General features: G+C 65.8%; 18 protein-coding genes. 10 read left to right on the forward strand and 8 right to left on the reverse strand.

What is annotated here, in order from left to right; all coding sequences use genetic code 11:
* Positions 1-336 precede the first annotated feature (336 nt).
* Positions 337-693, reverse strand: coding sequence for a hypothetical protein (locus tag ACWZJV_RS25450; RefSeq protein WP_457179299.1), 357 nt, complete (start codon positions 691-693; stop codon positions 337-339).
* A gap of 149 nt (positions 694-842) precedes the next feature.
* Here ACWZJV_RS25450 and ACWZJV_RS25455 point away from each other — a divergent pair, with 149 nt between their 5' ends.
* The gene (locus ACWZJV_RS25455) at positions 843-1184 is read left to right on the forward strand and encodes a hypothetical protein (RefSeq protein WP_457179300.1); all 342 of its coding nucleotides are present in this window, start codon (positions 843-845) and stop codon (positions 1182-1184) included.
* A 102-nt stretch (positions 1185-1286) separates the two neighbouring features.
* Positions 1287-1877: a hypothetical protein gene (locus tag ACWZJV_RS25460; protein WP_457179301.1), complete on the forward strand. Its 591-nt coding sequence runs from the start codon at positions 1287-1289 to the stop codon at positions 1875-1877.
* Between the two features lie 95 nt (positions 1878-1972).
* Here the strand turns inward: ACWZJV_RS25460 and ACWZJV_RS25465 are convergent, their stop codons facing one another.
* On the reverse strand, positions 1973-2827 hold the full coding sequence (locus ACWZJV_RS25465; protein ID WP_457179302.1) for a hypothetical protein: 855 nt from the start codon (positions 2825-2827) through the stop codon (positions 1973-1975).
* A 415-nt stretch (positions 2828-3242) separates the two neighbouring features.
* Here ACWZJV_RS25465 and ACWZJV_RS25470 point away from each other — a divergent pair, with 415 nt between their 5' ends.
* From ACWZJV_RS25470 to ACWZJV_RS25480, 3 genes are all read left to right on the forward strand, one after another.
* Positions 3243-4016: a hypothetical protein gene (locus tag ACWZJV_RS25470; protein ID WP_457179303.1), complete on the forward strand. Its 774-nt coding sequence runs from the start codon at positions 3243-3245 to the stop codon at positions 4014-4016.
* Positions 4017-4064: 48 nt separating this feature from the next.
* Positions 4065-4967 carry a hypothetical protein gene (locus ACWZJV_RS25475; RefSeq protein ID WP_457179304.1) on the forward strand — a complete coding sequence of 301 codons (903 nt, stop codon included), beginning with the start codon at positions 4065-4067 and terminating at the stop codon, positions 4965-4967.
* A gap of 113 nt (positions 4968-5080) precedes the next feature.
* A complete protein-coding gene (locus ACWZJV_RS25480) occupies positions 5081-5956 on the forward strand; it encodes a HEPN/Toprim-associated domain-containing protein (RefSeq protein WP_457179305.1) in 876 nt (291 codons plus the stop codon).
* A 103-nt stretch (positions 5957-6059) separates the two neighbouring features.
* Here the strand turns inward: ACWZJV_RS25480 and ACWZJV_RS25485 are convergent, their stop codons facing one another.
* Complete coding sequence (locus ACWZJV_RS25485) at positions 6060-6443, reverse strand: MmcQ/YjbR family DNA-binding protein (protein WP_457179306.1); 384 nt, start codon at positions 6441-6443, stop codon at positions 6060-6062.
* A gap of 77 nt (positions 6444-6520) precedes the next feature.
* Between ACWZJV_RS25485 and ACWZJV_RS25490 the strand changes: the two genes are divergently transcribed.
* Together ACWZJV_RS25490 and ACWZJV_RS25495 are read left to right on the forward strand one after the other, a co-directional pair.
* Entirely contained in the window at positions 6521-6976 is a 456-nt protein-coding gene (locus tag ACWZJV_RS25490) for a nitroreductase family deazaflavin-dependent oxidoreductase (protein ID WP_457181988.1), read from the forward strand.
* Position 6977: 1 nt separating this feature from the next.
* Positions 6978-7355, forward strand: a complete 378-nt coding sequence (locus ACWZJV_RS25495) for a nitroreductase family deazaflavin-dependent oxidoreductase (protein WP_457179307.1) — start codon at positions 6978-6980, stop codon at positions 7353-7355.
* 151 nt (positions 7356-7506) lie between these two features.
* Here the strand turns inward: ACWZJV_RS25495 and ACWZJV_RS25500 are convergent, their stop codons facing one another.
* The 3 genes from ACWZJV_RS25500 to ACWZJV_RS25510 are packed head-to-tail and all read right to left on the reverse strand — an operon-like array spanning position 7507 to position 8916.
* Positions 7507-7644, reverse strand: coding sequence for a hypothetical protein (locus tag ACWZJV_RS25500; protein ID WP_457179308.1), 138 nt, complete (start codon positions 7642-7644; stop codon positions 7507-7509).
* 58 nt (positions 7645-7702) lie between these two features.
* Complete coding sequence (locus ACWZJV_RS25505) at positions 7703-8176, reverse strand: NUDIX hydrolase (RefSeq protein ID WP_008361643.1); 474 nt, start codon at positions 8174-8176, stop codon at positions 7703-7705.
* Complete coding sequence (locus ACWZJV_RS25510; RefSeq protein WP_457179309.1) at positions 8173-8916, reverse strand: helix-turn-helix transcriptional regulator; 744 nt, start codon at positions 8914-8916, stop codon at positions 8173-8175. Before ACWZJV_RS25510 ends, ACWZJV_RS25505 begins: the two co-directional genes overlap by 4 nt.
* A gap of 313 nt (positions 8917-9229) precedes the next feature.
* Between ACWZJV_RS25510 and ACWZJV_RS25515 the strand changes: the two genes are divergently transcribed.
* Positions 9230-9946, forward strand: a complete 717-nt coding sequence (locus ACWZJV_RS25515; RefSeq protein ID WP_457179310.1) for a TetR/AcrR family transcriptional regulator — start codon at positions 9230-9232, stop codon at positions 9944-9946.
* Here ACWZJV_RS25515 and ACWZJV_RS25520 read toward each other — a convergent pair.
* Both ACWZJV_RS25520 and ACWZJV_RS25525 read right to left on the reverse strand, forming a co-directional pair.
* Positions 9909-10400 carry an NUDIX domain-containing protein gene (locus ACWZJV_RS25520; protein ID WP_008361638.1) on the reverse strand — a complete coding sequence of 164 codons (492 nt, stop codon included), beginning with the start codon at positions 10398-10400 and terminating at the stop codon, positions 9909-9911. The two genes, ACWZJV_RS25515 and ACWZJV_RS25520, sit on opposite strands and share 38 nt — an antisense overlap.
* A gap of 89 nt (positions 10401-10489) precedes the next feature.
* Positions 10490-10864 (reverse strand): DUF4345 family protein, encoded by a 375-nt coding sequence (locus tag ACWZJV_RS25525; RefSeq protein ID WP_457179311.1) that lies wholly within the window; start codon positions 10862-10864, stop codon positions 10490-10492.
* A gap of 204 nt (positions 10865-11068) precedes the next feature.
* Here ACWZJV_RS25525 and ACWZJV_RS25530 point away from each other — a divergent pair, with 204 nt between their 5' ends.
* Positions 11069-11662 (forward strand): helix-turn-helix domain-containing protein, encoded by a 594-nt coding sequence (locus ACWZJV_RS25530; RefSeq protein WP_457179312.1) that lies wholly within the window; start codon positions 11069-11071, stop codon positions 11660-11662.
* A 111-nt stretch (positions 11663-11773) separates the two neighbouring features.
* Positions 11774-12592 carry a TIGR02452 family protein gene (locus ACWZJV_RS25535; protein WP_457179313.1) on the forward strand — a complete coding sequence of 273 codons (819 nt, stop codon included), beginning with the start codon at positions 11774-11776 and terminating at the stop codon, positions 12590-12592.
* Positions 12593-12622 lie beyond the last annotated feature (30 nt).

Here is a 12622-nt window from a genome sequence, read left to right on the forward strand (position 1 = left end):
CAGGGTCGCTGAAGCGATCCGAATCCTCCGCCGGAGGGTTAGTGCCAGCCGAACCCAGGCCTGCCGATTGGAAGACGGCGAGCACCTCGTCGCGGAGTCGGGTGTCATCTGCCGCGAGTCCTTCGGGATTCTCCTGCCGGCCGAACCGGGTAGACATCGTCTGCGGGTCGCGGTGACGCGTCCCTGGGTTCGGTGACCAACGCTGAAGACATGGTCGTGCTTCAGCACCACACGTAAGCGATCCAGTCCGGGCACTCCCGAATCACCAGGACAGGTATCGACGTCTCTCACGGTCAGCCCACCCGCGGCGAAGTGACGCGCCGGAGGCCGCCGGGTTCATTGGCCGTACGAGTAGCGCAGATCGGCGAACAGCAGCTGGCTCATTCTCTTGCGGATGTGCCCGGTCTTGCTGTCATCGGGCGGGTCGCCGGCACTGAGGAGGATGAATGTCAGCGTCGACTCGCCGTGATGATCTGCGAGCTCGAACACGACGTGGTCGTCGGGTCGACTCGGCCAGAGTGAGGACCAGATGAGGTGCTTCGGTGGATCCGTGTCGAAAACTTCGGGCTCGACCTCATCGGGCAGGAGCGCGAGCCAGGAGCGGGTGCCTTCGCGCTTGGGGTGGGCCAAGTCGGCCCAAACGACCCGCGGCGGAGCGGGAAGTCGTCGTGTCCTTCTGCCGTACTCGATCACCCTGCAACGGTAGGAGGTCGCGATCGTTCGGCCCACCCGTTTCTCTCGCCCAGAGCGGCCTGACCCGTTCGCGGCGGTGTGACGCGCGGCGGCCGGCCGCTTTCGCAGGTGGTCCTGCTCCTGGCCGCAGGAGGCGCAACAATGTGCGGGTGGCCATATACGTGGAACTCCGCGATGAAGCCGGGTGCACCGTCCTGGGACTACCCGACCCCTCCGGCGGAACCTTCGACGCGGCCGGCGACTTTGACCGCTTCGTCGACCAACCGCCCTATGGCCAAGTAGCCGGCGGCATCCCGATCCTGGAATCTGTTGACCCGTTTGGCGAAACAATCATGCCGTTCGGGGTCAAGGCAGGACTGATAGCCGACTGCGTTCGTGCCACGGCGGTAGCGCACGACGGGCCGGAGAGGCGAGGTCTTCTACGCCTGCGGGTGTTGGCTGAGGAGTGTTCGAGGCGACCGGGATCGACCCTCGCCTGGATCGGAGATTGAATGGCGCATTGGCTTCCCGGTCGCCGGCCCGCCGCGTTGCCGAGACGATAAGCGGCGAAATGACGCAATGCCCGGACGGTTGCGCTGGCGATGCGGTAAGTCATGTCCATGACCGAGCTGCATCCGCGGGCCGCCGCTGAGTCGTTCCTGGATCTCCTTCTGGAGACCTGTAGCGCCGTCCAGAGCCACTGGTTTCTGCTGCCCGTCGCTCAGGAAGACCGTGCTCCCGTCTATCGCGAGCGCGTTTACTGCTACGAGCTCTATCACCAGCTTCGGGTCCGAACTGAAGGCCACGCCGTTGCGGGTTCGCCGGCCTATGTCCTCTCAGGAGAAATTGACAAGGCCGGTCTGCACACAGTCATTGCGAACGGCACACACAAGCCCGACCTTGTCTGGCACGTTCCAGGCGAACACCTCAACGCCGTAGTCGCTGAAGTTAAGACCACCTCCAAGTGGGATCGCGGCGGTGTCAGAAAGGACCTTCAGACCCTCGCCGCGTTCCTCACGGCTGAAGATCGCGCCTATGCGCGGGGGGTGCTCCTGATGTTCGGTCCCGGCGACGACGACATCATCTGTCAGCGCGTTCGCGAGTTGGTTCCGGCCAGCGAACAACCTGCGCTGAGGCAGGCGCACCTGGTGTGGCACCCGGAGCCCGGCACCCCTGCCCGCGACCTCGGCCCGATCGGACGATGACATCGAAGGCCCGGCGGGGTGGGCGCTGTCATTGACGCGGCGGAGTGACGCAAGGTGGCCAGAGGGCGATGAGCGGTCGGTCCACAACCGACCGCCTACTTGGTTCCCACCTCGAGCGCTCGGGTCAGCGGTGAGAGGTCAGCGCCACTTAAGGCCTCGAGACTGAGGAACGCGACTCGGGGCGGAGCTTTGAAGGTGCCCGCAATCTGGTCGGCATACGCTTGTGCCCTGGCTCGCAACTCCTCGCCGGGGTCTTCCTCATAGACGACCACAACGACCGCCACAGCGGATTCACCCAGCAGGCTGGCGCCGGCCGCAGCCGTGGAGATCCCACTGGAGAGCGCTGAACGATAGTTCTTCCCGAACACGCTCAGATACTTCAACTCGAACACATATCGCTGTCCGGTGGATCGCGCGGTCGCTACGAGGTCGAACTCGTAGCGAACCTCGCCTCGTCGAACCTCGACGCCGAGATCGATTGAGTACGTCGTGCCGAGCAGTTCCTCTAGAGCGACAGCGAGCTGCAATTCCGCCTCGATGGTGCGCTGAAACGCTCGAGCGGTTCGCGCTGACGACGGTCCGCGGGAGACCGATCCTGCATCCAGTGGCCCCTCGGTTGCAGGCGACCCTGAAGCGACGGCAGCGTCCGACTCGTTTGCTTCAGCGGCCAAGATTTCGCTCTCGCGTTCCAGTCGCGTGATGCGCTCGGAGTCTGAGAGATGCCGGAGTTCGGTCTTACCGCGGTCTCGCGCGATGTCTTCGAGCTCGTCAGCCACTGCTTGACGCTTGGCCCAGCCGATGACGCCGTAGCCAGAGAGTGACAGGCCGAAAAGGCATCCAACCAGCAGAAACCACGGCAACGCGGCGGTCCCGAGTTCGATGTAACGCTGGCGCTGTTCGATCGCCTCTCTCGCCGGCGGTGTGAGCGTAGCCAGTTCCGCTGCGCTCACAAGCAGGTCATCTTGGAGTCTGAGGAACAGACCCGAGACGGAGATGACACCCGCAACGATCGCGACGCCCAGAGTGGCCAGGTACTTACGCAGATGGCTCTGATCGGGACTTAACACACGGCCGCCGAAACTCTAGTCATGACCACACCCCTACCTGATCGTGCCGGCCAGCGTACCGGTAGTCGCACTGGCTCGCCTGCTAACGCGGCGGTGACTCAGTCTGCGAACGAGTCGTTGAGCTGACGGCATGGTCCGCGTGCAGATTGGTACGGGGTACGCAGCGTTCCTCACCAGGGACTTTCGGTGTCACGGACGAAGGCTCCCTGCGTAGCCCATTCCGCAGGTGAGTCTCGTGTTGCCCAGAACTGTCGGTGCCCTCGCTTATCCTGAGAACACACGTTCGAGGTGGTTCCAGATGATGACCGTTCACGAGATAGCCGAGCACTACGGGGTCAGCGAAGCGTTCATGGTGCGTGCGCTCGACAGGATCGGATTCAAGAACGCGAGGCCCGACACCGCCGTCCCCTCGCCGACGATCACCCGCTTCGAGACGGTATTCGGCGACAAGATCCGAGCGGCCCGACCTAGGCCGCCCGCCGCGTTCACCGCCGAGTCGGACGCTGAGCCGACGGCCTCCCGTCTTGTCCGCAAGCCCAAGCCTCACGTCATGCGAGTCGCCCACGAGCGGGTCGGTGCCGGACGCGACGCGGCGAGGAACCGGGAGAAGCGGCTGCTGGCCAACCCAGGCCTCGTACACGCGATGGACCTGGTCGGGACCTGGGACGGCGACCCGTGGAGCGGCGAGGTCGTGCCAGGCGCCGTCCATTTCTTCGGCGGTCCGATCAACAGCGGACCGCGCGCAGCCTGCGGCAGGTCGCACATGCGCGCCGTCCTCGGTGACGAGTTCGTGCCGGACGACGACCCCCGAACGGCGGGGCAGTGCCCCCGATGCGCCGAACTGGTCGCGGAGGGCAAGGGTTTCCGGAACCCGCCCGGCTTCTATGACCCGTTCTGTCACGCATACTTGCATGTGAAGATCGACGGCCAGGTCGAAGTCCAGAACTGCTCGCTGAATGGCCAACACCGGGGCCTGCACCGCACCCGCGAAGGCGCGACGTGGGACGTCGGCTTCGACGACTTCGTGCCAGCGCCGCTCGACGCGGGCTGCCACATCACGAAGGTCTTCTGAACTCGCGCCGCCTGGCCGAGGCGGTCCGCGCGGTACATGTTCCGCGGCATGACGTTGGCGCAAAGTACGCTCACGGTCATGGCTAGGGGCCCGCGCGACTACCACTCAGCGACAGTGAAAGCGTTGTACGAGTTGGGAAAGGGAACGTGCTACTTCCCGGGCTGTCAGCGGAAGACGATCGTCTTCATGGATGGCGAGGCATACAACAACGCCGAGATTGCACACATTCGCGGGGCCAACAAGAAGTCTGCGCGCTACGACCCGCACATGACGGACGCAGAGAGAGCAGCGTTCGCCAATCTCATCCTTCTGTGCAGTCCACATCATGATCTCGTCGACGACCGTCGCCCCGATGACTATCCGCCGGATGTGTTGCACAGTTGGAAGGAAGAACGCGAACGGGAGGCTCGGGCCGTAGACGACGGCGGCTTGGACAAGATCACCGAGGGCGACTTTAAGAGGTTGCTCGCAGCAGCGGTGGCTGAGGTGCGTCCGCAGCGGGACATCTTGCTCGAGGTCTATCACGGCATCCTGATCGGAGGCGACCTTCCACACGCACCGTTCGGAGCGATGGGTGAGTTCAGCTTGATCGATCCGCTGCGTCGGGCCGATCCGCAGAACGTGGCGATGGTCAAGATCAGGAACGCCGGCGCGCTGCGGGCGAGCGTTGAGCACGTGATGCTCTGCTACAGGTTTGAGGGTGACCCACCCAAGGAGATGCGCGCAGCCGGCATGGATGAGTTCCCTGGGCGCAACCCGCGTCTACCGGCGCCACTCGAGATTGGAGACTCGACTCATTGGGTCGTCCCCTTCGAGGCGTTCACTGTGGCGTGGCTGGCAGAAGCCGATGGGCAACGCTTCACCGAGTTCTACTTCGAGGTGGGCCTTGCCTCAGGCGAAGTGCTGAAGTCCGAGCCAGTTAGCTCGGAGCACGTGCAGCTCGGCATGTGACTTCAATCCGCGTCGCTGTCGCCACGGATCTGCCAGGGCTCGTGAGACGTTCGCTTGCCGCTGGTCACGAAACACTGTCGTGTCGGACCGGTGCAGGCTGCCATGATCGTTCCGTGGGTACGCAGATCATGCTGAGTCTCAATGACATCAACATCGACTACGGCAAGAACCGGTACTGGAAGGGCCATTACTGGCTGTTTCCGCCCGGAAGCGAAGCGAACGTGCCGACCGAGTACGTAAGTGGATTCAGGCTCCAGCCCGGGTACGAAGCATCGCTGGCGGACGTCCGGTTTCGCCTGTGCCACCTCGGATACTCAGCCGCGGAGTCCAGGGCGAAGTTCGAGACCTACCTGAACCGCTGGCAACGCACCGATGACGACCTGAAGATAACCTATGACGAGTTTCACGACACGCTGACAGGTATCGAGTTCGCGAGGCTGACCTCTGACGACTTGAAACCTTACATCTGGGACTTCAGAGACTTCGTCATCGCTCGGCTCGCATCGACCGACGACGAGATCTACGGGCTCGAAGACTTCATCTACGGCCTGGACTTCGCGATCACCCTTCGCGCACTCTGCGACCGGCCGGACAATCTGCAGCTTCCTGTGAGGTGGCAGACCCAGGACCTCATCGACAGTGGATGGGTCTCGCTCGAGGACCTCAAGGACATCGACCGGCAGACCTACATCAACAATCACACCCTGCTATTCGGCCGGATCCAGGATCACACCGGCCTTGACCATGTCAATGCATTCGACAATTGGCTTCATGCCCAAGGACTCCCGAGGGCCACGCCGTATTTGCGGTCGTCCTCCGGGGGCGGTCCGACCCAGCAGACCCTTACGCTCCCCGTCGCGGTCCGCCATAAGATTCATCACCCCGAGAACACCCACAACGCCCTCACCGACGAGGAGCTTCGAGAAAGCATCGAACTCCTCCTCGATACCGTCCGGCACCTTCCGGCCCCTGGCCTTGGCCTGGCCTAGCTCACAGGGTCCGCGGCGATTTCGCGCACGCTGGCGCAGCGCTGCGTCATTCTGGGCGAAGTGACGCGCACTATCGAGCACGCGGTCACGGCGAGTCAGTTCGTCAGCCGTCGAACGTCTCGATCAGTTCGGCTGGGGCGGCGGCAAGCCAGGCATCGACCAGCAAGTCACGGAGATCTCCTGGGGCGATGACGCTGAGCTCGACGAGCACGGCGGGGTAGTTGTTGAAGTGCTCGATGGTGAAGACACCGTCGATGCCGGCGGCGAGGACGCCTTCCTTCTCGTGCAGGTCAGCGGTGTTGACCGCCAGGATCGGCGGAGACGGCGGGGTCTGGTCGCCGAAGCGCTTGATGTCGGCCTTGCTGAACTGGCGCAGCCAGGCGATGCTCTTGCCGCGTACGGACCAGGTCGGGTGTCCGTGCCGCTCGCCCTCGGTGACCTCGGGCAGCTCGCCGATGATCCGGGCGAGATCTTCGAGCGTTGCCATTCCTGGAGCGTAACCCCGGTGCTGTTCGATCGGGCAAGATCGATCGAGCCGGTCGGTAAGGTCGGTTCGTGACGTCGATGATCGACTCGATCGTGTCCCGGCTGCTGCGGACCCGGGCCGTCGTACGTGCGCCGATCTGGCTCTACCGTCACAACGCCGGCTGGCTCTTCGGGTCCCGGATGCTGATGCTCGAGCACGTTGGTCGCCGATCAAGGGCGGCGCGGTACGTGTGTCTCGAGGTGGTCGAGCGGCCGAGCGCGGACGAGATCGTGGTGGTGAGTGGGTTCGGCACGGGTGCACAGTGGTACCGGAACCTCCTGGCCGAGCCGTCGTGCCGCGTCAGCATCGGGACACGAACCAGCGTCAAGGCACAGGCACGGTTTCTCGACGAGGACGAGTCCGCCGCCGCGCTGGGTCGCTATCGGCAGGCACATCCGAAGGCCTGGCAGCGCCTGCGCGGCGCGATCGAGACGGCGGTCGGCCACGAGGTTGACGGACTGCCGATGGTGAACCTGAAGCTCATAGGAGACTGAGATGCGTCGCAAGTGGCTGTGGTTTATGAAGAACACGTTCAACCGGGTGACGATCCGGGTGGCCCGCTCGGGGCACGGTCCCTTCTCGCTCGTCCGGCACGTCGGGCGGAAGTCGGGGAAGACGTACGAGACGCCGATCATGTTGGCGCGCGTGCCGGAAGGGTTCATCGCGGAGCTGACCTACGGCGAGGACGTCAACTGGTATCGCAACATCGTCGCCGCCGGGCGCTGCGAGGTGTTCGTCGACGGCCAGTGGCATCAGGTGTCCGCGATCGAGCCCTATCCGTCCGACGCCGGGCGCGACGCCTTCGGCTATCCGGCCAAGCTGGTGCTGCAGGTGCTGCAGAAGCACGAGTTCAGGCTGCTGCGTACGGCCTGAGCAAGGTGCCGCCGTTCGATGTCGATCAGGTGGGTCGATGCGATCGCCGTTGGGATGCTGAATCGCCCAGGCGAGCCTGATGCGTTGGCTGGAATCCATATCGAGGTCAAGGACGTCCCTATGTCGGACCCGACGCTGGGACTCTCGGGGCTTAAGGTCGGTTGCCAGTCACGTACGTCGCCCGGTACACGACGGCGAACTGCTGGCGGACCTCACCGTTGTCGTACTCGACGCGGTGGATGAGCAGGACCTCGCCGTCGCGCTCGACGAAGGTGGCCGCTGCTGGCACGAGACTGTTGACGGCTGGGGCTGCCGGGTCGTCGTGTCAGTCGATCCTGGGCATGCGCTCAGTCCGCTACCGGGTAGCGCCCAGTGAGGTAGTCGTCGATCTGGCGGCGCATCGTGGGATGGACGTCGTAGGCGTTGAGTGCGGTCGGGTCGATCCAGCGCACCGCGGACGCCTCGTCGTTGATGGTCGGGGCGCCGGAGATCGGCCGACCAAGATAGGTCACCTCGTACTCCTGCCGTACCTCGCCGTCCGAGAGGTACTCGATCAAGTGGTTGGGGTCGCTGTAGACGCCCAGGAGCCCGGTGATCTCGGCCAAGATCCCGGTTTCCTCCTCGCACTCGCGTACGGCGCACTGGCTTGGTGTCTCGCCTATCTCTTGCTTGCCTCCGGGCAATGCCCACTGCCCGGTGTCGCGGCGTTGCTGCAGGAGTATCTCGCCGGCGCTGTTGACGACCAATAGGTTCGACGCCGGCACAAGCGAGTTGGCGGATGGGGCGTCTGGGTTGTTCCAGTGCTCGATGCGACCGTTCACTCGGCCATCCATGACCTGGCGCTGTCCCAGACCGCGTCGAAGCTCTCGGTGTATTTCCTGAACATCGAATCCTCGCCGGTGTCTCGGACGTGTAGCAGCGGATTGGCTGAGGCTGGGCTGCCCCAAAGGTGAGTGTTGATCATCGCCTGCGAGTCGTAACGGAATATCGAGGCGTACAAGGCGGTGTTGTGCAGCCGAATCTCGCAGCCCGGCACGCCGAGGAGGGCGCTGAAGTAAGTCAGCGATGCCTGCACCTTGGCGCCGAGCGCGCTACCGATGCCTTCTTCCTCGCCCCGGAGGGCCACTGCGCTACCGGACGAGTCTCCGAAGCACAGGCGCACCTGTGCACCGGCCGCAACCCGCTCCGCCAGCATGGCCGGGAAGCGCGGGTTGGTCTGATTGAGGAATGTTCCCGCGAACACGAGAATGTCGACGCGCGTCTGTGCCTCCTTGAGGAGGGACATCCACTTCCACTGAGGGACGCTGGCCCGGTTGGGGTAGATCCCGACGACCTCTGAGTGAGCGCCGGCCGCCGCGACGTCATGACGTGTGTCATCTGGCCACAACTGGTCGATCGAGAGCTCGAGCGCTTCAGCTGCGAGGCGCTGATTACGACGATGAGGCCGCCGGTCCTTCGTGATCCAGCGCTCGACGGTCTTCTCATCGAGCTCGATTCTCTGAGCCAGGTCGGCGGAAGACCATCCCCGATGAGCCAGCGCATTCCGCAGGGAATCGTTCACGCCGCTCAGCATAGGGACCTTTCGGGGACGTTTGGTTGGACCCGAGGAGGCGTTTCATCCGCTTTGTGCCAGTCTCTTACGCGGACACGGCGGAACGTGCCGCCAGGAATTTCGCGGGCGGCTGAGCGTTGCCTACGACCAGTGATGAAGCCGGCCTTCTTGTGTCGCAAACGTCTGAATAGGTCTCGGGCGGGCGGTGCAAACGTCCCGGGCCTCGAGGCGATGGTGGTTCAGTCCCCGGCGCACCGGGCCGAAGACGGCGTCGGAGCGCTGGGGACCTCCAGCCCGACTCTGCCCCCTGAGAAGGAACCCGATGAGCACGTACGCGCCTGCAGGTGCCACCCGCCCTGGTCGACCTCGGGTGATCCCGCGCGCGGCAAGCGCCGCGGCGCCGCGCGACGAGATCCTCCATGCGGCGGCGGAGCTCTTCGTCGACCGTGGGTTCGCGGCGACCTCGACGCGGGACATCGCGGAGAAGGTGGGGATCCGGCAGGCGTCGTTGTACTACCACTTCGCGGGCAAGCCCGGGATCCTCGCTGAGCTCCTGGAGCTCTCGGTGCGGCCGAGTCTCGACCAGGTCGAGAAGATCGAGCGAGAGTGCCCGGCGGACGTCCCGGAGGCGGCGCTCCACCTGCTCGCGCTGATCGACGCGGACACGCTCGCGACGGTGCCGCACAACATCGGCCGGCTCTACCGGATGCCGGATGTCAGGAGCAGCGAGGTCTTCGGGGAGTTCCAGCCTGCGCTTCGCGAGCTGGTCGCTGCGTACGGCCGGTTGGGTTCTGCTGTCGTCAGCAGCCCTGTTGCGGCGACGGTGGGCATGGACCAGCTGGGCGGGTTGCTGGTCCAGGTGGTTGAGGTGGTGGTCCGGATCCGGTCCCACGGCGACGAGGTGACCGGTGCCCATGGGCAGGCGATCGCGGCGGCCTGCCTGCGGATCTGCGGCGCGTCGGAGGAGAGGATCGCTCGCGCGGCAGCCGCGGCCGCGGGGATCAGGGGTTGGGGTCGAGGTGGGGGAAGTTGCGGTTGAGGGCCCAGTCGATCCGCATGCGCTGGCTGCGGTCCATCTGGAGGCTGGGGACGCTCTCGGGGTAGAGCCACTCGACGTGGGTGCTCGCGGCCGAGGGGGTGGGCTCGCCGGCGAGGTAGCGGCCGGCGTAGATGATGCTGAACTCCTGGCGCACCTCGCCGTTGGCGGTGTATTCGATGCGGTGGCGGGGGTCGGTCCAGATCCCGACCAGGCCGGTCACCTCGATGGTGATGCCGGTCTCCTGGAACGTCCCGCGGACCGCGCAGGCGGTGAGCGACTCGCCCGGATCCATCGCGCCGCCCGGCATCGTCCAGTTGCCGGTGTCGTCGCGGCGCACCAGCAGCATCCGGCCCGGGTCGTCGAGCACGAAGACGCTGGCGCTCGGCCTGATGGTGTTGACCTCGGGGGCCGAGGGATCGTTGTGCCAGTCGACTCGGCGGCCCGTGCTGCTCACCTCAGGGGAGCGAGGACGTGGCGGTTGTACAGACGCGTCGATGGTTGGCCGAGATCCCACGGGCGCGAGCATAGCCGAATCAGCCGACCTCAGGCGCACACAAGCAAGGCCGTTCCGGTCAAAACCTCGATTCCGAAGTAGAACCAGATCGGATAGAAGCGTACGGCCGTGTCGAACAGGCGCGAGACCAGCCGGCCGCCGGCCATCCCGATCAGGGCGAGACCGACGGCGGTGACGGCGCCGGTCCGGACGCCGCCGACGTCGAGCGCGGCGGCGCCGAGGACGGCGGCCATGGCGATGCCGAAGCCGCCGTAGACCGCTCGGACCTCGGAGCGGGACTCCGGTGACTGCGCCGAAAGACAGAACGGGGCGACGAGAGCAGCCGGAGAGATCAGAGCGTACGTCCCCATCGCGAGGAAGAAGACGCCGACGACGGCGATGGTCAGGCTGGCCACGGTGTTCACCGTGGGATCATGACGCGCATGGCGACCGAGCCGCTTCCGGATTCGTGCTGCGACGACGAGCGGCCGACGGTGTGGCTCTGGTCGGGGCATGCGGCCTATCGGGGTCCATCGCTGCGTCTGGGCCCTCACTCCGGGTCGGTCACTTGCTTCGCGCTGGGGCTGGACGCTCCCTTCGTGCTGCGATCAGGTAAGGGGTCACGGTCGGTGCGGAGCGCGTTGATCCCGGCGCGTACGCCTCATCAGATCGTCGCCGGCGAGGGGGACAGGATGCTCTTCTTCTACGCCGACCCGGGTGCGTCGGGGACGGCGCCGCTGCTGGACCGCATGACCGACCGCGCGGACGCGATCGCCTACCGGCATCGCGAGGAGGCCGCGCTGATCACGGAATGGCGCCACGGTCCCGTGACGGATCCGGAGATGCTGCGCCGACGACTCCTCGATGCCGGGGAGGCCGAACCGGCCGACGAGCGGATCCGCGTCGCCTTGCAGCTTCTGCGCGACCGGCCGGGGGAGTGGGGGAGCGCGGCGGAGCTCGCCGCCTCGGTCGACCTGTCGCAGTCGCGCTTCCTGCACCTGTTCTCGGCCTATGCGGGCACCAGCTTTCGTCGCTATCGTCTGTGGGCGAAGATGCGTCGTGCGGCAACGGCTGTCGCCCAGGGTGCGGACCTGTCGACGGCAGCCAGCGACGCGGGGTTCGCCTCCCCGAGCCACTTCAGCGACACCTTCCGGGCGATGTTCGGACTCACCGCCACGGAGATGCTCGCCCACGGGCTCGACATCGTGGTGATGGATCCCTAGGCGGTCGAAGAAACCTGGTTGCAATGGAAACCTCGAGGACCGGACGATGCGTACCGTGAAGATCGAAAGGGCCGTCGCAGGGGCGACGGCGGTCACCACGAGGGTGACCGGATGAGCGCGCGGCTGCGCGCGCTCGCGCGGGAGAACCAGCACCTCATCGAGGCCGGTTCCTACCGGCGTACGGATGGCACGAAGGTGGTCATCGGCGAAGCCGTCCGGGCGGCGCGGGAAGGAACCCGGCTGTATGGGCCGGAGCCGGTCGAGGTGCCTGCGACCGAGCCGGTGCAGACGCGGTTCGCGGTCACCGGCGGCAGCAGTCTGTGGGAGGCGCGGCGGCTGCCGGGGCCGGTCGCGGTGCTGAACTTCGCCTCGGCGAGGAACCCCGGAGGCGGGTACGTCAACGGAGCTCAGGCGCAGGAGGAGGCGTTGTGCCGGGCCTCGGCGCTCTACACCTGCCTGCTGGAGGCCCCCGCCTACTACGTGCATCATCGCGCCATGCGGGACCCGTTCTACAGCGACCGCGTCATCCACTCGCCGGGCGTACCCGTCTTCCGTGACGACCGGGGCCAGCTGCTCGACGAGCCGTTCGAGGTCGGCTTCCTGACCTCGCCGGCGCCGAACGCAGGCGTCATCCGCAAGAAGGCTCCGGAGCGTATGGACGAGATCCCGGCCGTGCTCGCGGGCCGCGCGGAGCGGGTCTTGGAGACCGCGGCGGCCAACGGCTATCGCAGCCTCGTCCTCGGCGCCTGGGGATGCGGGGTGTTCCAGAACGACCCGGCGATGGTCGCCGGGTCGTTCCGCGACCTGCTCGGTCCAGGAGGCCGGTTCGGAGGAACCTTCGAGCAGGTGGTGTTCGGGATCCTCGACCGTACGCCGGGAGCGGTCGTCCGGCGGGCGTTCGAGGATGCCTTCGCGGACCTCGCGTCATGATCTCGACGGCCCGCCGGCCCGGGCAGCCAG

It is taken from the genome of Nocardioides sp. WG-D5 (assembly GCF_054031175.1).

Excerpts from the sequence above, each read along its gene's own strand:
- ACWZJV_RS25495 (WP_457179307.1), top strand. The coding sequence starts at position 6,978 with ATGCGTCGCAAGTGGCTGTGGTTTATGAAGAACACGTTCAACCGGGTG.
- ACWZJV_RS25470 (WP_457179303.1), top strand. The coding sequence starts at position 3,243 with ATGATGACCGTTCACGAGATAGCCGAGCACTACGGGGTCAGCGAAGCG.
- ACWZJV_RS25460 (WP_457179301.1), top strand. The coding sequence starts at position 1,287 with ATGTCCATGACCGAGCTGCATCCGCGGGCCGCCGCTGAGTCGTTCCTG.
- ACWZJV_RS25485 (WP_457179306.1), bottom strand. The coding sequence starts at position 6,443 with ATGGCAACGCTCGAAGATCTCGCCCGGATCATCGGCGAGCTGCCCGAG.
- ACWZJV_RS25515 (WP_457179310.1), top strand. The coding sequence starts at position 9,230 with ATGAGCACGTACGCGCCTGCAGGTGCCACCCGCCCTGGTCGACCTCGG.
- ACWZJV_RS25535 (WP_457179313.1), top strand. The coding sequence starts at position 11,774 with ATGAGCGCGCGGCTGCGCGCGCTCGCGCGGGAGAACCAGCACCTCATC.
- ACWZJV_RS25490 (WP_457181988.1), top strand. The coding sequence starts at position 6,521 with ATGATCGACTCGATCGTGTCCCGGCTGCTGCGGACCCGGGCCGTCGTA.
- ACWZJV_RS25475 (WP_457179304.1), top strand. The coding sequence starts at position 4,065 with ATGACGTTGGCGCAAAGTACGCTCACGGTCATGGCTAGGGGCCCGCGC.